The 21,373-nt window shown below is 48.9% G+C and carries 22 protein-coding genes; 2 read left to right on the plus strand and 20 right to left on the minus strand.

Features of this window, described 5'->3' with window-relative positions:
• Positions 1 to 215: 215 nt before the first annotated feature.
• The 11 genes from fliP to fliF all read right to left on the minus strand — a co-directional run bounded on the left by fliP (position 216) and on the right by fliF (position 10,436).
• The gene (fliP, locus tag E2I14_RS01955; RefSeq protein ID WP_133324889.1) at positions 216 to 992 is read right to left on the minus strand and encodes a flagellar type III secretion system pore protein FliP; all 777 of its coding nucleotides are present in this window, start codon (positions 990 to 992) and stop codon (positions 216 to 218) included.
• On the minus strand, positions 976 to 1,398 hold the full coding sequence (fliO, locus tag E2I14_RS01960) for a flagellar biosynthetic protein FliO (protein WP_133324891.1): 423 nt from the start codon (positions 1,396 to 1,398) through the stop codon (positions 976 to 978). The genes fliP and fliO overlap by 17 nt, the downstream gene beginning before the upstream one ends.
• Positions 1,395 to 1,826 carry a flagellar motor switch protein FliN gene (fliN, locus tag E2I14_RS01965; RefSeq protein ID WP_133324893.1) on the minus strand — a complete coding sequence of 144 codons (432 nt, stop codon included), beginning with the start codon at positions 1,824 to 1,826 and terminating at the stop codon, positions 1,395 to 1,397. The genes fliO and fliN overlap by 4 nt, the downstream gene beginning before the upstream one ends.
• Positions 1,819 to 2,838, minus strand: coding sequence for a flagellar motor switch protein FliM (fliM, locus tag E2I14_RS01970; RefSeq protein WP_133324895.1), 1,020 nt, complete (start codon positions 2,836 to 2,838; stop codon positions 1,819 to 1,821). The genes fliN and fliM overlap by 8 nt, the downstream gene beginning before the upstream one ends.
• Before the next feature lie 20 nt (positions 2,839 to 2,858).
• The gene (gene fliL, locus E2I14_RS01975) at positions 2,859 to 3,383 is read right to left on the minus strand and encodes a flagellar basal body-associated protein FliL (protein WP_133324897.1); all 525 of its coding nucleotides are present in this window, start codon (positions 3,381 to 3,383) and stop codon (positions 2,859 to 2,861) included.
• 72 nt (positions 3,384 to 3,455) lie between these two features.
• Positions 3,456 to 4,970, minus strand: a complete 1,515-nt coding sequence (locus E2I14_RS01980; protein WP_133324899.1) for a flagellar hook-length control protein FliK — start codon at positions 4,968 to 4,970, stop codon at positions 3,456 to 3,458.
• A 97-nt stretch (positions 4,971 to 5,067) separates the two neighbouring features.
• Complete coding sequence (gene fliJ, locus E2I14_RS01985; protein WP_133324901.1) at positions 5,068 to 5,508, minus strand: flagellar export protein FliJ; 441 nt, start codon at positions 5,506 to 5,508, stop codon at positions 5,068 to 5,070.
• 48 nt (positions 5,509 to 5,556) lie between these two features.
• Positions 5,557 to 6,966, minus strand: coding sequence for a flagellar protein export ATPase FliI (gene fliI / locus E2I14_RS01990; RefSeq protein ID WP_133324902.1), 1,410 nt, complete (start codon positions 6,964 to 6,966; stop codon positions 5,557 to 5,559).
• Between the two features lie 5 nt (positions 6,967 to 6,971).
• The gene (locus E2I14_RS01995) at positions 6,972 to 7,685 is read right to left on the minus strand and encodes a flagellar assembly protein FliH (RefSeq protein ID WP_165967723.1); all 714 of its coding nucleotides are present in this window, start codon (positions 7,683 to 7,685) and stop codon (positions 6,972 to 6,974) included.
• Positions 7,678 to 8,676, minus strand: a complete 999-nt coding sequence (gene fliG / locus E2I14_RS02000; RefSeq protein ID WP_133324904.1) for a flagellar motor switch protein FliG — start codon at positions 8,674 to 8,676, stop codon at positions 7,678 to 7,680. Before fliG ends, E2I14_RS01995 begins: the two co-directional genes overlap by 8 nt.
• A 71-nt stretch (positions 8,677 to 8,747) precedes the next feature.
• Positions 8,748 to 10,436 (minus strand): flagellar basal-body MS-ring/collar protein FliF, encoded by a 1,689-nt coding sequence (gene fliF, locus E2I14_RS02005; RefSeq protein ID WP_133324905.1) that lies wholly within the window; start codon positions 10,434 to 10,436, stop codon positions 8,748 to 8,750.
• Positions 10,437 to 10,669: 233 nt separating this feature from the next.
• Between fliF and fliE the strand changes: the two genes are divergently transcribed.
• Positions 10,670 to 11,086, plus strand: a complete 417-nt coding sequence (gene fliE, locus E2I14_RS02010) for a flagellar hook-basal body complex protein FliE (protein WP_133324906.1) — start codon at positions 10,670 to 10,672, stop codon at positions 11,084 to 11,086.
• Positions 11,087 to 11,143: 57 nt separating this feature from the next.
• Here the strand turns inward: fliE and E2I14_RS02015 are convergent, their stop codons facing one another.
• The 4 genes from E2I14_RS02015 to E2I14_RS02030 are packed head-to-tail and all read right to left on the minus strand — an operon-like array spanning position 11,144 to position 15,539.
• Complete coding sequence (locus E2I14_RS02015; protein WP_133324908.1) at positions 11,144 to 11,905, minus strand: flagellar brake protein; 762 nt, start codon at positions 11,903 to 11,905, stop codon at positions 11,144 to 11,146.
• The gene (locus tag E2I14_RS02020; RefSeq protein ID WP_133324910.1) at positions 11,902 to 12,261 is read right to left on the minus strand and encodes an EscU/YscU/HrcU family type III secretion system export apparatus switch protein; all 360 of its coding nucleotides are present in this window, start codon (positions 12,259 to 12,261) and stop codon (positions 11,902 to 11,904) included. The genes E2I14_RS02015 and E2I14_RS02020 overlap by 4 nt, the downstream gene beginning before the upstream one ends.
• Positions 12,258 to 13,646 carry a flagellar hook-length control protein FliK gene (gene fliK, locus E2I14_RS02025; RefSeq protein ID WP_133324912.1) on the minus strand — a complete coding sequence of 463 codons (1,389 nt, stop codon included), beginning with the start codon at positions 13,644 to 13,646 and terminating at the stop codon, positions 12,258 to 12,260. The genes E2I14_RS02020 and fliK overlap by 4 nt, the downstream gene beginning before the upstream one ends.
• A 24-nt stretch (positions 13,647 to 13,670) precedes the next feature.
• Positions 13,671 to 15,539, minus strand: coding sequence for a diguanylate cyclase (locus E2I14_RS02030; RefSeq protein WP_133324914.1), 1,869 nt, complete (start codon positions 15,537 to 15,539; stop codon positions 13,671 to 13,673).
• Positions 15,540 to 15,769: 230 nt separating this feature from the next.
• On the opposite strand from E2I14_RS02030, the gene E2I14_RS02035 reads away from it, so the two are divergent.
• The gene (locus E2I14_RS02035; RefSeq protein ID WP_133324916.1) at positions 15,770 to 17,347 is read left to right on the plus strand and encodes a hypothetical protein; all 1,578 of its coding nucleotides are present in this window, start codon (positions 15,770 to 15,772) and stop codon (positions 17,345 to 17,347) included.
• A 30-nt stretch (positions 17,348 to 17,377) separates the two neighbouring features.
• On the opposite strand, the gene E2I14_RS02040 is transcribed toward E2I14_RS02035, so the two are convergent.
• The 5 genes from E2I14_RS02040 to E2I14_RS02060 form a co-directional block, all read right to left on the minus strand.
• A complete protein-coding gene (locus E2I14_RS02040; RefSeq protein WP_133324918.1) occupies positions 17,378 to 17,887 on the minus strand; it encodes a hypothetical protein in 510 nt (169 codons plus the stop codon).
• Positions 17,888 to 17,968: 81 nt separating this feature from the next.
• The gene (locus tag E2I14_RS02045; RefSeq protein WP_133324920.1) at positions 17,969 to 18,205 is read right to left on the minus strand and encodes a hypothetical protein; all 237 of its coding nucleotides are present in this window, start codon (positions 18,203 to 18,205) and stop codon (positions 17,969 to 17,971) included.
• A 43-nt stretch (positions 18,206 to 18,248) separates the two neighbouring features.
• Positions 18,249 to 20,108 carry a ferrous iron transporter B gene (feoB, locus tag E2I14_RS02050; protein ID WP_133324922.1) on the minus strand — a complete coding sequence of 620 codons (1,860 nt, stop codon included), beginning with the start codon at positions 20,106 to 20,108 and terminating at the stop codon, positions 18,249 to 18,251.
• Positions 20,108 to 20,401 carry a FeoA family protein gene (locus tag E2I14_RS02055; protein WP_133324924.1) on the minus strand — a complete coding sequence of 98 codons (294 nt, stop codon included), beginning with the start codon at positions 20,399 to 20,401 and terminating at the stop codon, positions 20,108 to 20,110. Before E2I14_RS02055 ends, feoB begins: the two co-directional genes overlap by 1 nt.
• Positions 20,402 to 20,560: 159 nt before the next feature.
• The gene (locus tag E2I14_RS02060; RefSeq protein ID WP_165967724.1) at positions 20,561 to 21,334 is read right to left on the minus strand and encodes a DUF1223 domain-containing protein; all 774 of its coding nucleotides are present in this window, start codon (positions 21,332 to 21,334) and stop codon (positions 20,561 to 20,563) included.
• Positions 21,335 to 21,373: the final 39 nt, after the last annotated feature.

Raw genomic sequence — 21,373 nt, forward strand, 5'->3', positions numbered from 1 at the left:
TTGGGGTGTTGGTTGGTTTTGAGATTGGTTGGTCGGGGGTGGCCCCTGTGTCCCTCCATGTAGCGATATAGGGACTGCTCCGGCTCCAAGTCTCAAATGAGATACAGCAGGTAATTTTGAAGGGAAACCAAATTCTGATGATTGCCTGGGGCAAGTCGCCAAATAAATCGTAGTAAAAAGCTGCAACTTACTCAGCCAATTAAGTCCACGCAGCGTTAATAAAAACTCTGCGCCAATGATCCGATGAGCAACTGCCAGCCATCCACCAATACAAACAACATCAACTTAAACGGCAACGAAATCGTTGCAGGTGACATCATCATCATCCCCATCGACATGAGCACCGTTGCGACTACCATATCGATAATCAAGAAAGGAATGAATATCGCGAAGCTGATTTGAAAAGCGGTTTTCAATTCACTGGTGATGAAGGCAGGAACCAAGACGGTTAAAGGTACATCCTCCGGCCCTTGAATCTTAGGCGCTCTGGATAGCTTGATGTACAGCGCCAAATCGGTCTGGCGGGTTTGCTTCATCATGAATTGTTTTAGCGGTGCGGCGCCTTTGTCTAAGGCTTCGGTGAATGCAATTTTATTTTCGTTGAACGGCTGATAAGCATCGGTATAAATCTTATCAATCACCGGACTCATGACGAATAAAGTTAAAAATAGCGATAGTCCAATCAAGACCTGATTTGGTGGTGAAGATTGAGTTCCTAGAGCTTGGCGCAATAAAGACAGCACAATGATGATGCGGGTGAAGCTGGTCATCATCAGTAACGCGGCGGGCAGGAACGACAGCGACGTTAAGATTAATAAGGTTTGAATGCTGAGCACGTAATTTTGCCCGCCGCCTGCAGCGGGTGTGCTGGTGACTACCGGTACTTGTGCGAATGCTGAGCTGCTCAATACACCTAGACATAGGAAGCCTAAGAATAGCGCGCTGAATTTGGCTAAGGATTTAAGCGTGACGAAATTACGATTTTTTAACATGGTATTTTTCAAGATTTTTTTGCATCCATGCTGAAAAATTAGGCTGATTTGGATTGCTTGAATTGGTTGTTGCATCACTCGATTGCTGGCGCGGCATGGTGGTCAGGGTTGACATATTTTGCGGTGTGACGCCAACTACCAGCCATTCGTCACCGGCTTCAATGACCATCACACGTTGATTGTTGCCCACGCTAATTGCGCCGATTACCTTGACTGGCAAGTGCGATTGCATGCGATTGAGGCCGAATTTTTTAAAGCCGATGCTGATTGCCACAATCACGCCCAGTACTAACACCAAACTCAAAATCACTTGCAGCAAACTGCCGGTGGCTACATCAACTGCGGCGTCAGCGGCATGGCTAGACGCGGCATAGGCGAGCAGGGTAAGCGCTAATGTTTTCTTCATTTATTGAGCTTACGAATACGTTCAGCAGGCGTGATGATGTCGGTTAAGCGAATACCAAATTTATCGTTCACAACCACGACTTCACCTTGTGCAATCAAGCAGCCGTTGACTAAAACATCCATTGGTTCACCCGCCAAACCGTCCAGTTCAACGACCGAACCTTGGGCTAATTGGAGTAGGTTTTTAATCGCGATTTTAGTGCGGCCTAATTCCACCGTCAGTTGTACCGGAATGTCCAAAATAAAATCGATGTCGTTATGCGTTTCGATCTTATTTTGCTTGGGGCTTAATTCCTGAAAAACCGTTGGCTGTGGTTCGGCGCTTTTGGCGGCAGCAGCCGCGTCGGCTTTTTCTTGTTCGGCAATGGCTGCGCCCCAATCGTCTTCGCTGATCGGCGCGGCTTCATCGGCGGCGGTGTTTTCATCCATGAGATGCTCCTTGTTTCAATTCTTTTTCCATTGCGATTTCTTGCGCGCTGGACGATAAAAGTTTTTCGACTTTTAACGCATATTGATCATTAAAAATTCCGTATTTGCATTCCATCACGGGCGTGCCATCGACTTTGGCGGAGAGTAAATCAGGCACATTGAGTGGAATAATATCGCCCACCCGTAAATTCAAAATATCGCCTAAATCCATGCGCGCTGTACCTAAGTCGGCCACGATTTCAACTTCGGCGACTTGAATCTGTTGGGTCATTAAACGTACCCAGCGCTTATCGACTTCCAGCGTTTCACCTTGCAAGCTACTGGTAAGCGTGTCGCGGATCGGCTCAATCATTGAGTAGGGCATGCAGAAGTGCATTTCACCACTTACCGGACCTAATTCAATCGTGAACGTGGTGCTGACGACGACTTCGTTGGGCGTGGCAATATTGGCGAACTGGGTGTTCATTTCTGAGCGTATATATTCCAGCTCGATGGCAAACACCGGGTTCCACGATTTGGCATAGGTCTCAAACAAAATATCGAGCACGCGCAAAATAATCCGTTGCTCGGTTTGGGTAAAGTCACGACCTTCAACCCGCGTATGAAAACGTCCGTCGCCGCCGAATAAATTATCGACTAACAAAAAAACCAAATTCGGGTCCATCACAATCAGGGCCGTGCCGCGCAGCGGTTTCATGTGCACGAGATTGAGATTGGTTGGCACGACGAGATTACGAATGAATTCGCTGTACTTCGACACGCGCACCGTGCCGACTGAGACCTCGGCGCTGCGACGTAAAAAGTTGAATAACCCGATACGCAACAAACGCGCAAAGCGTTCATTGATAATTTCCAGCGTCGGCATACGACCGCGCACGATACGTTCTTGCGTTGCCAGATTGTAGGTGCGAACGCCACTGGTATCCTCGGTCGCATCTAAGTCGTCCTGATCCCCAGTGACCCCTTTTAAAAGGGCATCAACTTCTTCTTGGGATAGAAAATTATCGGCCATTGTGCTCTGTCGCTAACGTGTTATTGAACCATGAAGGTGGTGAAAAAGACTCCGGAAATCTTTCGCTCTTCTTCCTCTTTGGGCGAGACTTCGTCCTTGGAATAGGGCAGCTCAGCTTGTTCGATGATTTCTTCGGCGAGCTTGTTTTTACCTTCTGTCGTGAGCAACTCTGCAGCGTCTTTTGACGAGAGCAGTAATAAAACGCGGCTGCGTAGTTGCGGCATATTGAGCTTGTAGTAGCTGACGATTTCTTCGTTTTTGACTTGCAAACTAATACCAGCTTGCAAGTACTTGTCACCGTTATCGCTTTGTAAGTTGACGACGAAATTATCCAAGGCTAAAAATACCGGAGGAGCTGATTTTTCCGCTTTCTTTTCTTCTTTCTTACCCGCGTCTTTTTTACCTAACAGCAGTGCAGCGGCACCGCCAGCACCTGCTAAGACGATGGCCACGATCACAATGATGATGATCAGTTTTTTCTTTTTTGCGCCAGAAGCGGCGGGTACTTCTGCTCCAGCTTCGGCTTTGGGTGCTGGTTTGGACATCTGTTTTTCCTTTGATTGTTATCTGAGTTGTTATCGGTTGAATATAAAGTTGGTAGTTGACGAGCTAACCGACTAGACAAACGTATCCACTAAGCCGACACCGCTTGTGGTGCCGCCGGTTGAAGCTGGTAAGACCGATACCGCGCCTGCAATGCCATCAATGGTGAAGCCACTATTCGACGAACTGGATTTACGTTGGGCGAATTCTTGTGGTTGCTTGGATTGACTGTTGACGTTGCAATCGCCCAGTTGAATACCCGATTGCCCCATCATTTCGCGCAATTTAGGAATCGCACTTTCTAACGCGGCGCGCACTTCGGGTTGATGCGATGTGAAGGTGGCGCTGGCGTGCTGGTTATTGACGCTAATGACGACTTGCATCGGACCTAGGTTCGGTGGGTTCAATGTTAAGGACGCGCTTTGCTGACCGCCTGTCACCATCCAACTAATTTTTTGCCCTACCGCTTCACTCCAATCGGCCGAGCCAACTCGTGGTGCGATGGTGTTGCTTGCTGCGGCGGTGTTGCTTGTGTCCACGTTGGTCGCCGATACCGGCGCTGTCAATACTGGCGCGATCGCTTCGAGTTGTGCTGCGCTTAAATTTTGATTGGCAGATTTAACCGTTTGCAGCGAAGCGCCGGGCGAGTTGACTGATTCTGCAAACGTTGCGGCGGTATTACTGGCCACATCTTTTGCGCTTGTGTTCACTAGCGGCGTTGCAGCTAAGGCCAATTTCGGATCGCCTTTTTGCTCGGGATTCGCATCCGAGTTTGAACCAGAATTCGCGCCACTTTGGGCGTGTGCTAGGGTCGCCGCAAAATCAGTTACGTTGCTATTGGCGGTGTTGCTATCTGCTGCTGCGTTTATTTGCGTTGCGTTGCCAGCATTGGTGACGGTGGATTGAACCGTGCCGGCGTCCGTACCCGCCGAACTACCTACACGTGCATTAGCGATATCTTGGTTCGCACTGTGAAAGGCGGCGGCATTAAAAACCGCTGGCGCTGGAGTGTTTGAAGTGATAGCGGCGGCTGCATCGTTGACGGCTTTAGAATCGGTTGCCGTGGCACTGACTGATGAATTGGTTGAGGCAGAACTCGCCGCAGCGATTGCTACCGTACCAGCGATTGCCGCTGCCGCTGCTGCTGCCGCAGCATTGCTATCGGTGGAAGCGGTGCCATCATTGTCCGCGCTTTTGCTGGATTTAGTTGTGCTCTTGCTGCTGTTCGTCGTGCTGGCGGTGCTGCTGCCACTGTTACTAGTGCCGCCAGTGTTGCTAGTGCCGCCAGTGTTGCTGGAACCGCTCGCGCTGTTGGATGCGTTGCTAGAGCCATTGGTCGAACTGGTGGAATTGTCCGAATTGGTCGCGTTATTGTTAGTCTTGTTGGCGTTATTGGAATTCGCTTGTTGGCTTGATTGCTGCGCTGTTTGCTGTGTTTGCGGAGCTTTAGCGGCGATTTCTTGATTTAACATTTGGGTAAAGCTTGAGCCTGAGTGCTCCGTCGCACCGTTCGCGCCATGGCTCGACGGAGTCGGATTCAGACTGACACTGTTTTTCATCGCAATAGTAGATGGCACATTCGCTAGCATGATGATGACCTGTGAACTGTTAAATGAATAAATAGTTGGTAATGCGTAAATCGGTACTTGTTAGCTCAACTTACAATCTGCTGTGCCCTCTACGGCGTTAAGTTTTATAAAACAATTGGCGATTAGCATGTTCGTCATTTTGCTTTTGTTCGCGCTTGGCTTCTTTTTTCTGGATGACTTTTTCAGCGCGCAATTCCAACGTGGTGTACGACATGCGTTTGCGTTCTTCTTCTTGCCATTGATTGCGCTCGTGGTTCACCCGCTTTTTTGCGTCGGCGACTAATTGGCTTTGGCCTATGATCGCTTCGTCAATTTTTCCTAGGAAAACTTGAAAATTTCGGATCTGCTGCATGCTTTTGCCGCTTTGCATTTCGGTTTGCATTTTGCGCGAGTAATCGTCCCGATATTTTTGCAGTAATTGCAATTTTTGTTCGAGTTCATCCTGCGAGCGGATCGCATTGCCTAAATTAACCGCAGCCGCATCGGTGCGACGTTCGGCTAGTTCTATTAATGTTGAGAGTGATGATGTTTGAGTCATGATTTTTCCTATGCGGCCAGTATAAATTCGACCAGTTCAAATCAATGCTTAGAAAAGCGAGGTAAGTTGCCCTAAGCTCTCAGTAATAATGGAACGTTCTTGAATGTCCTGTTGTAGGAATTGCTCTATTTTTTGGTGGTGCAGAACCGCTTCATCCAACAAGGGATCGCTTCCTGGAGTATAGGCACCCACACTGATTAAATCTCGACTTTGTTGATAGCGCGAGACCAATTGTTTGAGTTTGCGCGCCGATTTTTGGTGAAAAGCGGTCGTAATATTAGTCATTGCTCTACTAATTGATTGTTCGATATCAATCGCAGGGTAATGACCGGAATCGGCCAGTTCGCGGTTCAATACAATATGACCATCTAAAATCGCGCGCGCCGCATCAGCAATCGGATCTTGTTGATCGTCGCCCTCGGTCAACACGGTATAAAACGCGGTGATGGAGCCGCCGCCGGGCAAACTATTCCCAGCGCGTTCAACCAAGATGGGTAATTTGGCAAATACCGAGGGCGGATACCCTTTGGTGGCCGGTGGTTCGCCAATGGCTAAGGCGATTTCACGTTGCGCCATCGCGTAGCGGGTCAGTGAATCCATGATCAATAAAACATTTTTACCTTGATCGCGGAAGTACTCGGCAATCGTGGTGGCATACGCCGCACCTTGCAAGCGCATCAACGGCGGCGCATCGGCGGGCGCTGCGACCACAACCGATCGGGCTAAACCCGCTTCGCCCAAAATTTGCTCGATAAATTCTTTAACCTCGCGGCCACGTTCACCAATCAAGCCCACCACAATCACATCCGCCGTGGTATAGCGCGCCATCATGCCCAGCAACACGCTTTTACCGACACCAGAACCCGCGAATAAACCCATGCGTTGCCCAGTGCCGACTGTCAACATGCTGTTGATGGCGCGTACCCCGACATCCAAAATTTGGGTAATCGGTGCGCGATGCAAAGGGTTGATCGGACGTGCTCGTAACGCCGCACTTTGAGTCGTATTGAGCGGACCTAAGTTGTCCAGTGGTTTGCCCGCGCCGTCTAGGACGCGCCCTAATAATTCGTAACCAACAGGGAGATGGCGCGTGCGATCGACCGCGCGGCGTGAAGGACGTATGGACAGATCAACGCGGCTCACCGTTTGGGTCGTCTTTTCGGCATAAACTGGCGTGCCGGGCAGCAGTCCTTCGACGGAACTCTGCGGCATTAAAAATACTTTATCGTTATCAAAGCCAACGATTTCGGCATTGATTTCTTCGCCGTTTTGCAACGCGATAATGCATGCGCTGCCCATCGGTAATTTGATGCCAGTGGCTTCAATCACCAATCCCGCCACGCGCGTGACACGTCCGGCTACATCAAACTGGCTGAAATGATTAACGACTTCTTTGGCGTTGCGCAAATAGGTTTTGCACAGTGCAAGCGAGCTTAAGGGGGCGCTAGTGTTAGGCATAACGCTTACTCATCGCTGTGTTTGGTTTCAACTTCATACCAATTATTGTTGCGCCCAAGCGCTTCGGATAATTGCTGCCAGCGTGCGCCTAGTGATGCATTGATTTGATTACGCATGGTCTCAATGCGGCAATCACCTTGTTTGAGACGTCCATCGGTAGCGATTACCCAGCCGGTTTTGGTGAGCTCGGCACCGATTTTATTTTTAACTAGCGTTGCGTCTTTGGGATGCAAAAATAATTGCGCTGGTTGTTGAACCGAGGGCAGGGCGGCAATTGCTTGTTCGATAATCGGAATTACCAATTCGGGATTGATGGCTAACGCGCTTTTCATCATGGCTTTGGATAAATCCATCGCCAAATCAAGAATATCTTGCGCTACTAAATGTTCGGCTTGCTGCAAGGACGCATTGAACTGGGTACTGATTTTCAGGAAATCACCTAACTCTTGCTGCAAAACTTGCTGCGCTTCTTCTTGTCCAGTTTTGAGACCAACTTGATGACCTTCTTCAAAGCCTTTAGCAAAGCCTTCTTTTTGGGCCGCTAGTTTTAATTGTTCTATTTCTTTTTGCGTCGCCGGTGTGATTTGCGGTGCAGCTGGTGCAGCGGGGCGACCACCGGCGCTTGCGGCAGGTTTCTTAGCTGGCGCGTCATCTTCAAACGACGTCATCTCCCAACGTTGATAGGCAGAGAGCTTGCCCTTGGAGATTTGATCAGACAAAAGCATCCTCCCCACCTTTGCCGCCTAACATGATTTGGCCTTCGTCGGCTAAGCGACGCACAATGACCAAGATTGCCTTTTGCTGCGCTTCGACTTCGGACAAGCGCACTGGGCCTTTGGATTCCAAATCGTCGCGCATCATCTCGGCGGCACGTTGCGACATGTTTCTGAAAATCTTGTCGCGCATTTCTGGGTTGGCACCCTTTAGGGCGATGATCAAGGTATCGGATTGGACTTCGCGCAGCAACAGTTGGATGCCACGATCGTCGATCTCCATGATGTTATCGAAGACGAACATTTCGTCCATGATTTTCTCGGCCATGTCGCTATCGTAATTACGCAGATTGCTCATGACTGAGGCTTCATTTTCACCGCTCATGAAGTTCAAAATTTCTGCCGCAGCGCGCACGCCACCAATGGTTTTTTTCTTCAGGCTTTCGTTACCGGTCAACAGTTTGGTGAGGACATCATTGAGTTCGCGCAGCGCCGCTGGTTGAATACCGTCCAAGGTGGCGATCCGCAGCACCACGTCGTTGCGTAAGCGCTCGCTAAAGTTGGTTAAAATTTCACACGCTTGATCGCGTTCCAAATGCACCAAAATCGTTGCGATAATTTGCGGATGCTCGTTGCGGATGAGTTCGGCAACCGATGGCGAATCCATCCACTTCAAACTTTCAATCCCGCTGGCGTCGCGTCCACCTAGAATTCGATTTAACAACGATGCCGCTTTGTCATCGCCCAATGCTTTGGTTAATACGTTACGAATGTAGTCATCCGAATCAATGCCCATTGATGAGCTGACATCGGCATCGTTTAAAAAATCACCAATCGCTGTGGCGACGTTTTCATGCGGGATAGCGGTCATGCTCGCCATTGCAATACCGAGTTTTTGTACTTCACGTGGGCCGAGATGGCGCATCACTTCCGAGGCGCAATCTTCGCCTAACGCTAGCATTAGAATGGCTGCTTTTTGTAAGCCGGCATCGCTCATTTGATCGCTTTCCTTTGTTGCTCTGTTCTTAGTAACGGTTTAATTGGTCTTGATCTTAGGTGTCGGGAAAATTAATCGTTGTTGACCCAGTTTTTCACCACGTTCGCTACAATTTTAGGATCTTGGCGCGATAAGTCACGGGCTATTTCCAAATCTTTTTCGTACGCTTGCGACGCTTTAGCGCGCGCTTCTTCGGGGAGATCTTCTTGCGATGATAGTTCGACAACCGAGGCTTCTTCGTCATCGTCCAAAACCGGTGCTTCACGGTCTTCAATGTCGAGCGCGCCCTTGGCAGTATTGGCGCCATTGCGATCCATGATGCGCTTGAGCAGCGGTTTTAAGTAGGCGAAAAATAAATACATAATCGCCAAGAATCCGAGCAGGTATTTGCCGATGTCTTTAGCCAGTTGAATATTTTCTGGTTGCTTCCATAGCGGTACATCGGGGCCGTCTTTGTCGTTGCTGATAAATTGACTATTGACCACGTTAATCGTATCGCCACGTTCTTGACTAAAGCCCATTGCTTCTTTGGCTAAAGCGACGATTTGGGCTTTTTCCGCATCGGTCAATTCACGATTAATCGACTTACCGTTTTTATCGGTTTCGTGTTTGTAATTAACCACCACAGCGACCGCTAAGCGCTTAATACCTCCCATGGCGAGTTGGGTATAACGCACGGTCTTATCGACTTCGTAATTAATGGTCGATTCTTTGGAGGTTGGAATCGACGGAGCGGAAGCCGCCGCTGCGCCATTGACGGGTGGCGCGGTAATCGGGGCAGTGGCGTTGACGGGCGGTTGATTGCTTAACGCACCAGGAATGCCTGAAGCGGCAGCGCCTGATTTATTGGCCGTTTCGCTACTTTGCATGCTACGCACGCTAGCGACTTCGGGAGCTTGGTTTGGTTTATAGGTTTCGGCGGCTTGCTCAACGTGGTTGAAATCGACATCGGCGGTGGCTTCTGCGCGCACATTTTGTGGGCCAACGATGGGTGAAATAATGGATTCGATACGCTTAACAATATCTTGCTGCAATTCGTGCACGTATTTCAGTTGGCTTGGATTGAGCTGCCCATTGTTGGTCGCTTTGGTGGTGTCGGATAACAAGTTGCCGCTTTGATCAACAATGGTCACATTTTGCGCGGGTAAATCCGGCACGCTAGAGGCGACCAAATGAATAATGGCTGACACTTGTTGTTGATCGAGCATGCGGTTGGAAAATAAATTCAAAATCACCGACGCCGTGGGTTTTTGCTGATCGCGCACAAACACCGTGTCTTTGGGCATTGCCAAATGCACGCGGGCGGTTTGTACGGACGAAATCGATTCAATCGAACGCGCCAGTTCGCCTTCTAACGCACGTTGAAAATTAACCTGTTCCAAAAATTGAGAAATCCCCATTTTTTGGTTTTCCATTAATTCAAAGCCGACGTTGCCACCTTTGGGCAATCCTTGCGTGGCCAGCTTCAAGCGCGCTTCATGGACTTGCGCGGCAGGCACTAGAATCGCGCTGCCACCATCAGAAAATTTGTACGGAATATTCATTTGCTGCAAGGACGCCACGATAGCTCCACCGTCTCTGTCGTTTACGTTGGCGTACAACACATGGTAGTCGGGTTGCGAAGTCCACAGCCAAATTCCGGTCATCACCGCGAGCACAGCCGCTACCGAACCGACTAATAAAAACAGTCGGGTGCCCGTAGTTTCTGGTAAGCCCAAAAAGCGCGGTTGCGGTAAAGCAGCTTGATCTGATGTTGCCATGCGAATCCTCTGAAAATCTATTTCGTCTTAAACGTTACAAGAAAACTAATCGCAGACGCAGAAGGCACATTGCATCTCGATGTTGGATAGATTGTCAGATGAATTTGTATTTTTAAACAGGCGAATACATCGGCTTTTACCTGTCTTATCTTAATTAAAACAAGGCATTACCCCTGTTAATCTGTTACCCGTTGTCATTGGATAAATGACTTATTGGTTTGAGGGAGGTGGGGATGAGTATAGGGATTAGTTCTGGTCAGATCGACTCGATGCTGGCCATGATACGCTCTACCGCCGCGCAGGTAACACCGCCGAGTGCGGCTGGTCTGGGTAACGGCAATTCGTTAAATTCTGGCGTTGGCAATGTCGGCGGCGTTGGTGGCGTAGGTGGTGTCACCAGTGTTGGCAATGTCGCGGGTACCGCTAAAGTCAGTTTTGCTGATGCCTTAAAAAACTCGCTCGGACAAGTCAATCAAATACAGGCGCAAGCGCAACAAATGGGCGATAGCTTTGCCGCTGGCGACGATAAAGTGAGTTTGTCCGATGTGATGATTTCGACCCAAAAAGCCAACATCAGCTTGCAAACCACGGTGCAGGTTCGCAATAAAATGGTGGCCGCGTATAACGATATTATGAATATGCAGGTCTGAATACTGTTGGGGATCGCCAGCCAAACCAGCTTAACAAACTTCGCAGACTTCCCTTACTTAGCTACCCAAACCAGTTTGACGCGAATTGCGTTCGCGCTCGATCTTGGTGATTAATTTTTGAATTTGTGACATCACTGGATTTGGCAAATCGATGAATTGAAATCCAATCCGACGACTAACCTTGTCGTTTTTTAATTCCAAATTTTGTGAGTTGCGTACTTGCAGATTGACTGAAACCATACCTAAGCCAGGTAAATCAATTTTAGAATTGGCGTAAATTGTTCCGAATTCGGTACTTAATTTGTGCTTTTCATCCATCAACGACACACCACCGCAACTAATATCGGACAACGGCAATTTGACTGTGCCGCCGCCGTCTTCTTCGAGCAGGGTAACAACGCAATAAATCGGATTGGTAACTGGCGTGACGATGCGATAATTTTCGCGCCGCTGCAATCGGATCATTGTCGTTGGAATGGGGCAGGTAAAGGAAGGGCGACCAGAATAATTGCTCAGGCTGAGCGAATTGCTTGAAAATTTAATACTGATTTTGTTGAGCGCTGCTTCAAAAAATACTCGTTTGCCACTCACCACACGCTGACTCGTGCTATCTGACGCGGCGCTGTCGAGCACCAGCGTATTGTTGACATCGTCCACTTTTAAAATAGCGGTGATAACAACTTCGCTACCTTCGTTGATCAGCATCGTGATGAGCTGATTGCTTTCTTGTAAATTACGTAGCAGAGCAATGATTTCCCGCCGAGATTCAACTTGGTATGGACTTTCATTTTCAGAGACTAAGGCGGTGGTCGATGTCATGGTGTTATTTTTGAATTGTCGCTAACAGGGCTAATCGATGGTGTAAAAGGGATAATTTCCCCAGCATTTTGTTGCTTTTCGATATGGTATAGCCACGCTAGTAATTCCGCAACGACGCGATACAGTGCAGGCGGAATATCTTTATCCAATTCCACTTGCATGAGCAGGGCAACGAGTTCTTTCGATTGATGCACATAGACGCCGTGTTCCCTTGCCCGATCAATGATTGCCTGCGCTACCAGACCTTTTCCCTTGGCGACCACGGTCGGCGCTGAGCTACCTGCTTGATAGGCCAATGCCACCGCGCTTTGTAGCGGTGAATTATGTCCATCGTTGTTTTTTTGCGTGTCGCTCATGAACTGCCACCCGAGTCTTTTGCATCATCTGATTTTTTTCTGATCAAAAGAGAATCTAATTCTGCGCCGGTTCCCTTCAGCGCGTTTGTTAATTCTGGTGCGGCGTTTTGCAACATGACAGAACTACTTGCATTATTGGTATTGATGGTGACCCTAAGATGCTTACCGGTGAGCTGTAATTGGGCCGATACCGTGCCGAGTTGAGCGAATTCAAACCGCACCGAACTGTTCCAGGTCGATTCCGCCGCACTTTGGTGTTGCGCAGGTTTATCTTGTGAAATCTCCCAATCCATTGGCTGCCCGGCCCACAATTCCCCGTGCCACAAAAACCGCTTTTGTTCCATTGTTTGTAGTTGTTGCTGGATGATTCCAGCGGCCTCTTTCGGTAAATTGATTTCGGTGCTGGCCGAACTCGCAACTGCACCATGTGCATTGCTGGCCAATGCTTGGGCTGGGTTGTTGGTGACACGCTCTGGGCCAGTGGCGGTATTTAATCCGGCTTGGGTGGCAGTGTTAGCGAGGTTGTTGGTCGGTGTTTGGTTTGCGGCTGCTTCAGGATTTGCACTGGTAGTTTGATTGGCGCTAGCCGTGGTGTTTGGATTGGTGGCAGGCGTTGTGAAACTCGCTTGCGGTTCTTTTAATAAATCGCTTAAACCAAATTTGCCTTCGGCCCATTGCAGCAAATGCGATTCGTAAAATACGCCGCTGGTGCTGACGTTACTTTCTAACGCGCTCGCGAGTTTGTCGCCGCTGACTTGTGGCGTGACTATCAGCGGCACTTTACTCACGCTTGCTGTGGCTTGTTGCTGCGAATTTTGTAGTAAATCATTGACCAATTTACCCGCTGAACTAAACGTGGTTGGTGTGCTATCAGGTGGATTGGTGGTGATATTAATTAAGCGCGGATTGCTAGTTTCATCGCTGCCAACAGTCCCAACTCGTCCACCGGATTGCAAGTACAAGTTGCCCGCACCAACGGGAGCGGAAGAAGAATTTGACGCCGCGAAATCGTCGATGAGTTGTTTAACCGTTCCTAAAGTGGCTTGGGTCGTGGTCGGTGTTGCGGTGGTTTCGTTGGGATTTTCTGGATTGGCGGAACCGAGTAAAAATGTCGCTCGCGGCGAGGTGCTAATTAAGGTCAGCGCTAATTTGTCACCGACTTGCGGGGAGTTTGGAAGCTGCATGCGGGCGGCTACATCCGCGACTTTAACGATGTAAGTACCGTCGTTGAGCGCCGAGACCACTTCGGCTTGAAATTGCTTGCCGACCACCAGTTGGCTGGAATTAACAATGGCACCTTGGCGCGACTGATTGACCAATGCAGCGGCTGTTGATGCTTCAACCAGCGTGTTTTGCACGGTAGGCGTATCAATTCCAGAAACCATGTTGTGCTCGAGTTAAATCAACAATCAAGTGGCGGACATCACCCTATTTTTACCTGCATTTTTTGCTTCATACATCGCCTTATCGGCACGTTTCAATAATATATCTTGAGGCTCTTGCGGCTGGCGCTGCGCCACCCCAGCGCTGAAGGTAATCAAAATCCGTTCTTCGCCTGCCATGAAAAAATGTTTAGTCAATTCACGTTGCAAGCGCATCATCGTATCTGCTGCATCTTTTAAGCCGGTTTCGGGCATGATGATGACAAATTCTTCCCCGCCATACCGAGCCACCACATCCATGCTGCGCAAGGTTTTTTTGATGACATTGACCAAATGCACCAAGGCACCGTCGCCGGCGGAATGACCAAATGTGTCGTTGAGTTTTTTAAAATTATCAATGTCCAACATCCCCACGCACAACTGCATATTACGCCGATCTGCGCGCGACGCTTCGCGTTCAAAAATCTCGTCAAACCCACGTCGATTGAGACTGCCGGTAAGCTGATCTTTGTGCACTTGCTCGCTCATCTCGGCCAGTTTTTTTTCTAATTCGCCTATCCGCACTTCGGCGTCGTGCACTTCTTTTTTTGCCGCGACCATGAGCTCATGCGATTGCTTGGCTTCGTTCTGCACCAGCAGCGTATCTTGCATCAAGTTTTCGAGCATGTGCTGAATCGCTTCGGGGCTAGTTTCTTGGGTAATTTTGCCCGAATAGCCGGTGATTTTTTCGTGGTATTCGCCGGTGGTGTTGGCGAAAATACTTAAGCGGTCAACAAACAAATCCATTAACTGCTTAACCGATAATTTATTTTGCGCGATGCTGTCTTTTAACACGCCTTGTTTGTAGATCACATCTTTCAGACTGCGTGTCGCCTCAAGCAAAGCGCGATGATCGATTTCACCGGCGATTAATTCTTGAATCACGATGACTTGTCCGCGTAACCAATTGTCGTCATCGAGCAGCGATGTTACGTTTTCCAGTAGCAGCTTAAAGAGCGATAACAGCAGTTGCAATTGTTCGCTGCTGTCGTCGCCTTTGAGCGAAATTTTGTAGCATAAATCGCGAATGCGCGATTCGATGTCTTGGAATTCCGCGAGCGATTTTGCCGCCTTAACATCCGCCGCAAGCTGGTCGGACGCTTCAAGCAATTTAGGTTCGTTATGCAGTAATGCGCCCAGCGCCATGCCCAGCGTTTGCGACAGTAATTTGGATAACATGCCCACGATCGGATCATCGACTAATGGCAGCGCGGCGTCGCCCGCAGGAGTGGCAATTTTGACGGCCGCGGCATTGGGCAAGTGCTCGATTTTGAAGCAGAGATTTTTTAAACGTGCAGCAATGTCGGCAAATTCTTTTTCGCTAATTGCTTGCTTTAGTAGCAGGGCCAACGCGTCCGACTCTTGCGCCAATTCTGGGGCGGTCGAGAGCAGCGAAGGTAAGGCCAAATTTAAGGTGCGGGTTAATAAATCTTTTAATAACGCAGTTTGCTTAGAATCGGTGGCCGCAATTACCAATTGTTTGGAGCTAGCGGCGTCGGCGCTGGGCGTTACCGCATTGGTCAAGGTGGCTAGCTTTAACTGACTAACAATTTTTTCGATAAAGTCTTTTAGCCCAACGTGGTAGTCGGCCCACATTTTCCGTTCAGCGGCTAGTTTTAAGCGCTTGCCAATGTCGGCAAATTCTTTGCCTTCGTCGATCAAACTGATCGCTAGATTGAGCAAAATTGCTTCAAGTTCGGCGGTGTTGTTGGGCTTGACGTCATCAATCCCGGCGATCTCGTTATATAACTTTTGATAGGCGTCCGGCGTAGGTTGAATTCGTAAGGCCGACAGTTGTTTAAACGTCTCGCGTGCCACGTCCGCTGGGCTTTGTTTGGTGGGTTTAGACGTGGCCACGAAGCGGATCTCCTAAATCAAACATAAAAATTATCCAATTAAAAACGACCTGTATAGTCAGGCCGCAATGTGGGGAAGATATTTCAGTGTAGTAAATCTGGCTTTAATAACTAGGGCGGGTTGACATATATTTGCGACTTTTTTCATTTTGATTTGTATCTATCGGATTGATTTTACCGATTCCGTCGCTAAGCTAAAGCTCTATTACTGGCCGATTTTGGGCGCAAATCATGCTTTTTCGTCACTGGACGACCTCCCTTGTACTGGCTTGCCTAATGCTGAGCGGGAACGCCTGCGCTCAGACCAACAAATTCGATCCTGTGCTGAGTTTGTCTGGGATGGAGCAATTGATCCGTGCTAAACAGCTCACATCGGTTGAACAAGTCTTGCCGTATTTGCCCATTAGTTTTCGTTCGCACTACGCCTTGGCGTTTCATAGTCGCAGCTTGCAGAGCGCAACTTACCTCAACCCGCGCGTGATCCTATTTGGTAATAACGCCAAATTTATTCTGACATTTAATGGCAGCGCTGAACAAGTTGGATTTAATGCGCTGGAATTGGCAGAGTTTAATGAACTCAGTAAGACCTTTAGTTATCAAGAAATTCTTTTTCCTGTTGCTAGCGCCAGCACAGAAGGCGACAACCCAAAACACGTGCAGTTTTCCAGTAAAAATCCCGATAAATGCATCGCCTGTCACGGCCAACAAGTGCGTCCGATTTGGGATTCGCCACCGGTTTGGCCAGGTATGTATGGCGAGCGCTATCGTGAGCCGTTGTCGGCTGCGGAAATTGACGGGATGACAGAATTTTTGGCACAGCAAGCGACGCATCCGCGCTATCGATTTTTGGAGCGCGTCGATATTTGGCGTGAGCGCGATACTTTCGCGCCTACGCATGCGGCGACTTACAGCGGTCGTGACACCGAGTCGCCCAATGCCCAGTTGACTCAATTGTTGAGCCGCATGAATCTTGAACGGATCGCGCATCAGGTGACAGAAAGTCCAAACTTTGAAGCGTTTTCGTATGCGCTGTTAGCGTCGTTAAGTAATAACTGCGCGAGCGTCAGTGACTATTTCCCCTCAAACTGGCAAATGGTTGCCGCGCCAGCTTATCAACAATTTAGTCGCTCCGATGAGCTTCATTTAGCACGCGAAATCGCCAGAAAAAATGCGCGCGAATTAGTGAGTAAATCGAGCGGTAATGGGATGTCGAAGAATAATTCGCTACTTGATTTTCGTTTCATCGCGGAATTTGGTTTGCGTATTGATACCAGCGAATGGAGCATGCAGCTTGAAAAAAACGCGGCAGATTTCAGTGCCATTGATGCCGTTCAATCGAAACTAGAACAGCGCTTGCTTGCCAAAATAGCCGCGACAGACAAGGACTTAATCAACGCTTTTTACTACCATTCTTACCCGGATAAAAATAAGTATTGCGCCTATTTGGAAAAGCGCAGCATCGGCAAGTTAGCGCAGCAAACACCGAAAGAATTACCCGTTTGGGAGCAAAAGCCCAGCGGCTTGCCAGAGATAGCGTTTGCGGAAAAAAACACCACTGCACCAAAGCGTGTAACAGAGTTGTTGCTGCTTTGTGCCGGTTGCCACACAACGGGCGTTGCGCCGCCGATTCCGTTTAATAATCCGGCGCTGCTGCGCCAAAAACTTAAGCTTCCTTACGCTGCAAAGGGAACATTGGCGGATGAAATTTTATTTCGCTTGTCGGAGCGCGCTGGCGCACATCGGATGCCGCCGAATATGACTTTATCGACGGACGAGCAAGTTATGCTCGAACAGTTTTTTCGTCAGTAAGCGGGAAAAGGATGAAAGCGCGAAGGCAGATTATCGGCGCATCGGATGCACTGGCATGATGCTCAATAATTCATCGAGCTGATCGCGGATTTCGAGCGCTTTCTTTTCTGTTTGGACTTTGTTGATCGTGTCCAAAAACGGTGCGCGCAAATCGTGGAAATCTTGCAGGGTGGCGGCGCGTTCGACGATAAATTGCAGGTTGTAGCCGCGCAAACCAAGGTTTTGTTTAATCGATTCGGTGTAAAAGTCGTACAGCACTTGGATTAGCTCGGTGCTGTTAATTTGGCTGTTGCCGAAATCTTCGGTGGTTTCTATGACGACTGCCGCGGAATTTTGGCGCTGGATGTAGCCTTGCTGCTCTAACTCGTCCAAGCTGGCTTGATTTAAGCCAATTGCAGCGACTTTTCTGAGCAAGTCGTCGCTATCGTGTTTGCCATCGACTAAAACAAGTAAGGTGCGTAAGCGGCTCGCTAGACGGTACTTGCGAGTGATGATTTCTTCTCGGCCTTTATCAGTTTTATCAAATATTATATTTTGCATAGTTGCAATAGCATCAAGTTGGTTGGAGCGCACAGTTACTATAGCTTAGTGCACAAGATCGATGTTTGCTATAAGCAATGATTATTTTTTTATGATTTTGATAGTGTTGTTGCCGCTTCCGCAATTGCCACACGATGAGCAGGAACCGCAGTCGCTGCCGCCATTGCTGCCAACGTTGCTGGCAACGTTAATGGGGATGATGGTTTTTTGTTTGCCGACGAGTTGCCACAAGCGTTGTTTTAGGCGAAACGGTAACCAGCGGTTGAGCGTGTATAACGTTGCCGCAATAATAATTAAACTGGTGATGAACGTTTGCATAGCGAACTCCTTCGTTCAGATTTCTTCGTTTAGCTTCTCTCACTTAGCCTAAAAAATACAAGGCGACGTGATAGGTGATAAATGAGGCCAAATAGGCTAAACCAAATAGATAGCCCAACATAATTAGCGGATAGCGCCACGAATTGGTCTCACGCTTAACCACGCTGAGCGTTGCGATACATTGCGGAGCGAACACAAACCAGGCCAACAAGGACAGGGCGGTTGGCAAACTCCAGGATTGCGCGATCAAGGGTTGCAATGTATCGGCCAAATTATCGCCGTGTTGTGACAAGGAATACACCGTTCCCAGCGCGGCCACCGCCACTTCGCGCGCCGCCATGCCGGGGACCAAGGCAATACAGATTTGCCAGTTAAAGCCAATCGGGGCAAATACGACTTCTAAAGCGCGTCCAAGCAAACCGGCAATGCTGTAATAAATCGCCGGATGTGTCGCATTCTCGGGTGCGCCGGGGAAGCTGCTCAAGAACCACAACAGAATCATCAAGGCCAAGATAATCGTTCCAACGCGGGTGACGAAGATGCGAATGCGTTCCCATAAACCTAAGCCTAAATTACGCAAATTAGGCCAGCGGTAATCCGGTAATTCTAATAACAGCGCATGGGTATTTTTGTTCTTGGGCTTTAAAAACCAAGCGACTGCCATGGCCGACAAAATGCCCGCTAAGTACAGAATGAATAACACTACACCCTGCAAACTCAGGAATCCCAAAACAGTTTTTTCTTGAATAAACGCCGCAATGATTAAGGCATACACCGGCAAGCGCGCCGAGCAAGTCATCAAGGGCGCAATCATAATTGTGGTGAGTCGATCGCGCGGGTTCTGAATTGTGCGGGTGGACATGATGCCGGGAATGGCGCAAGCGAAGCTCGACAAGAGCGGAATAAAAGCGCGTCCCGATAAACCTACGCTGCCCATTAAACGATCGAGCAAAAATGCCGCGCGCGGCAAATAACCTGAATCTTCCAAGGCCAAAATAAAGAAGAACAAAATCACGATCTGCGGCAAAAACACCAGCACTGCGCCACTACCGCCAATGATTCCTTGGGTAATCAAATCGCGCAGCACGCCTTCCGGCATCGTTTCTTGGACTAATTCGCCGAAGCCTTCCACGGTCGATTTAATAATGTCCATTGGCACTTGCGCCCACGAGAACACGGCTTGGAACACCAAAAACATCAAGCCCAAAAATAAAGCCGTTCCCCAAATAGGATGCAGAATAATCCGGTCGATTTTCTCGCTCCAAGGCGAGGCTGGCACAACGTTGGTGACGCAAGCATCTAAGATCGCGTTGACTTGGCTTTGTAGCTCTAACACCGGCGTATCGCTTAAATCGATCGCGGGATTTTTGCTACTCTTGATCGGCAATTGTTCTAAGGCGGCGACTAATTTGGCTTCGCCTTGAGTGCGGACTGCAATGGTTTCCACCACCGGCATATCTAGTGCTTTGGATAGCGCATCTAAATCAATTTTAATTTGGCGACTTTGCGCTACGTCGACCATGTTGATGGCTAACACCATCGGCAAATTCAGCAACTTTAATTCCAACGCAATGCGCAAACCGCGTCGTAAATTGGTTGCATCGACCACGCAGACTAAGGCATCTGGAATCGTTTCGGAGGGATGTTTGCCGGTAATTACTGCTTGTGTGATTTGCTCGTCCGGCGTGCTGGCGTTAATGCTGTACGTTCCGGGTAAATCGAGGATTTGCCAAACGCGGCCGGTTTGCCCAATGTAGCGGCCAATCTTGCGTTCCACTGTTACACCGGCGAAGTTAGCGACTTTTTGGCGCGCGCCGGTCAAGCGATTAAACAAGGCTGTTTTACCGCAATTGGGATTGCCTACAAGCGCCACCAAAGGTGAAAACGTGGAATCGGTATGCATTATTTTTTATCAGTAATGACGGAAATCAGGGCGGCCTCAAAACGGCGTAGCGCGAAAGTGGAATGACCAATGCGCACTGCAATTGGCTCGCCACCAAAAAAACCTTTGTGTAAGACTTGCAAAGGCTCGCCGGGGATAAATCCAATTTCCATCAAGCGGCGCCCTAAATGGGGATCAAATTGGGCCACCGCCGCGCTTAGTTGGTTGATTTTGCCCACAAACCCTGATTCGCCCACGCTCAATTGATCGAGCGAGCGGGTGAGGGTGGCGGAATCCGATGCGATGATTGTCATGGAGCTAATTTAGTCGAATAACGTTGTTGTGCAACTTACTTTGTAGCAAGAACCTGTTTGACTTATTTTAAATGATAATGAGAATAAATACCATTTGGATTTTTTCTTGCGGCAATAACGACATATTTTTTGAGCTAAATCAGGCTATTTTGTCGGCTTTTAGTGGCAAACAGGCAATCTAATCGACTGTAACACTGTGCCGCTTTGATCTTGGATAAAGCCAACTACCGTCAAATTGGCAACAACGGCATCCGTCGGAATCGTTAGTGTGACTTTGCTGGTCATCGATTTGTTGGCCGGGAACGAAAAAGCTGCAAGCCAATCGCGTGCGACAGCATCGTGATGCAGTGTTGCTCCGCCGTTTTCACCTGCCTTGACCTTGCTGACCAGTCCTTGCTCGGTAAGCGCCACATATACGGTACCCGCCTGGCTGGAGTTGGCCGTTACGGTAAGCGGTAATTTATCAGCGAGGATAGGCTCTTGGTTTAATTTGATACTGGCCTTAGCCGGTTGTTGATTTATCCGCGCGACCGCATCGCGCAATTCACTCATTGATCCGCGAAATTCCTGACCGTTGAGAAAAAATTCCGGCGTATAAATCGTGTTGGAATGGGCAGCGGCACTCAATGTGCGTTGGCGTGCGGTGAACTGCGACGAGGCAAAACGATCTTGCCAGCCGAGATAGTCCCAGTAATCCACGTGCAGCGCCAAGGGCACCAACAGGTTGGCGTCGCTGCCTGTAGCCAATTGGCTTAATAGCTTATCAGCCGGCGGGCAACTGCTGCATCCTTCGGAGGAATATAGTTCTAATAGCGCCGCAGAATGTGTTGGACTGGATTTGCTACACATTTCGCCGGCCCACGCTGAGTAGGGGATTAATTGGGCGAAAAATAGTGCGCTTAACATTGCAGCGATGATTGGACGATGTTTCATGATGGTGACCTCGACGTGGGTAAAGTTTGTCTTGAGGTA

It is taken from the genome of Sapientia aquatica (genome assembly GCF_004358105.1).
Classification (GTDB): domain Bacteria; phylum Pseudomonadota; class Gammaproteobacteria; order Burkholderiales; family Burkholderiaceae_D; genus Solimicrobium; species Solimicrobium aquaticum.

Excerpts from the sequence above, each read along its gene's own strand:
- fliP (WP_133324889.1), bottom strand. The coding sequence starts at position 992 with ATGTTAAAAAATCGTAATTTCGTCACGCTTAAATCCTTAGCCAAATTC.
- fliO (WP_133324891.1), bottom strand. The coding sequence starts at position 1,398 with ATGAAGAAAACATTAGCGCTTACCCTGCTCGCCTATGCCGCGTCTAGC.
- fliN (WP_133324893.1), bottom strand. The coding sequence starts at position 1,826 with ATGGATGAAAACACCGCCGCCGATGAAGCCGCGCCGATCAGCGAAGAC.
- fliM (WP_133324895.1), bottom strand. The coding sequence starts at position 2,838 with ATGGCCGATAATTTTCTATCCCAAGAAGAAGTTGATGCCCTTTTAAAA.
- fliL (WP_133324897.1), bottom strand. The coding sequence starts at position 3,383 with ATGTCCAAACCAGCACCCAAAGCCGAAGCTGGAGCAGAAGTACCCGCC.
- E2I14_RS01980 (WP_133324899.1), bottom strand. The coding sequence starts at position 4,970 with ATGCTAGCGAATGTGCCATCTACTATTGCGATGAAAAACAGTGTCAGT.
- fliJ (WP_133324901.1), bottom strand. The coding sequence starts at position 5,508 with ATGACTCAAACATCATCACTCTCAACATTAATAGAACTAGCCGAACGT.
- fliI (WP_133324902.1), bottom strand. The coding sequence starts at position 6,966 with ATGCCTAACACTAGCGCCCCCTTAAGCTCGCTTGCACTGTGCAAAACC.
- fliG (WP_133324904.1), bottom strand. The coding sequence starts at position 8,676 with ATGAGCGATGCCGGCTTACAAAAAGCAGCCATTCTAATGCTAGCGTTA.
- fliF (WP_133324905.1), bottom strand. The coding sequence starts at position 10,436 with ATGGCAACATCAGATCAAGCTGCTTTACCGCAACCGCGCTTTTTGGGC.
- fliE (WP_133324906.1), top strand. The coding sequence starts at position 10,670 with ATGAGTATAGGGATTAGTTCTGGTCAGATCGACTCGATGCTGGCCATG.
- E2I14_RS02015 (WP_133324908.1), bottom strand. The coding sequence starts at position 11,905 with ATGACATCGACCACCGCCTTAGTCTCTGAAAATGAAAGTCCATACCAA.
- E2I14_RS02020 (WP_133324910.1), bottom strand. The coding sequence starts at position 12,261 with ATGAGCGACACGCAAAAAAACAACGATGGACATAATTCACCGCTACAA.
- fliK (WP_133324912.1), bottom strand. The coding sequence starts at position 13,646 with ATGGTTTCTGGAATTGATACGCCTACCGTGCAAAACACGCTGGTTGAA.
- E2I14_RS02035 (WP_133324916.1), top strand. The coding sequence starts at position 15,770 with ATGCTTTTTCGTCACTGGACGACCTCCCTTGTACTGGCTTGCCTAATG.
- E2I14_RS02040 (WP_133324918.1), bottom strand. The coding sequence starts at position 17,887 with ATGCAAAATATAATATTTGATAAAACTGATAAAGGCCGAGAAGAAATC.
- E2I14_RS02045 (WP_133324920.1), bottom strand. The coding sequence starts at position 18,205 with ATGCAAACGTTCATCACCAGTTTAATTATTATTGCGGCAACGTTATAC.
- feoB (WP_133324922.1), bottom strand. The coding sequence starts at position 20,108 with ATGCATACCGATTCCACGTTTTCACCTTTGGTGGCGCTTGTAGGCAAT.
- E2I14_RS02055 (WP_133324924.1), bottom strand. The coding sequence starts at position 20,401 with ATGACAATCATCGCATCGGATTCCGCCACCCTCACCCGCTCGCTCGAT.
- E2I14_RS02060 (WP_165967724.1), bottom strand. The coding sequence starts at position 21,334 with ATGAAACATCGTCCAATCATCGCTGCAATGTTAAGCGCACTATTTTTC.